Consider the following 268-nt stretch of genomic DNA (forward strand, 5'->3'; position numbering starts at 1 on the left):
CACCCAACTCGCCCGGATGGCCAAGCTCGTCGAGGACGCCCAGAACGGCAAGGCCGCCGCCCAGCGCCTCGCCGACCGGATCTCCGCCGTCTTCGTGCCCGCCGTGGTCCTGATCGCCCTCGCCACCCTGGTCGGTTGGCTGCTGGCCACCGACAGCCCCACCGAGGCGTTCACCGCGGCGGTCGCGGTGCTGATCATCGCCTGCCCCTGCGCCCTCGGCCTGGCCACCCCCACCGCCCTGCTGGTCGGCACCGGCCGCGGCGCCCAG

1 pseudogene is annotated in these 268 nt (G+C 75.4%); it reads left to right on the top strand.

Features of this window, described 5'->3' with window-relative positions:
- Window positions 1-268, top strand: a pseudogene (locus OO57_RS38135) (heavy metal translocating P-type ATPase); the annotation flags it as partial.

The sequence above is a fragment of the Kitasatospora phosalacinea genome, assembly GCF_000717185.1.
Lineage (GTDB): Bacteria > Actinomycetota > Actinomycetes > Streptomycetales > Streptomycetaceae > Kitasatospora > Kitasatospora phosalacinea_A.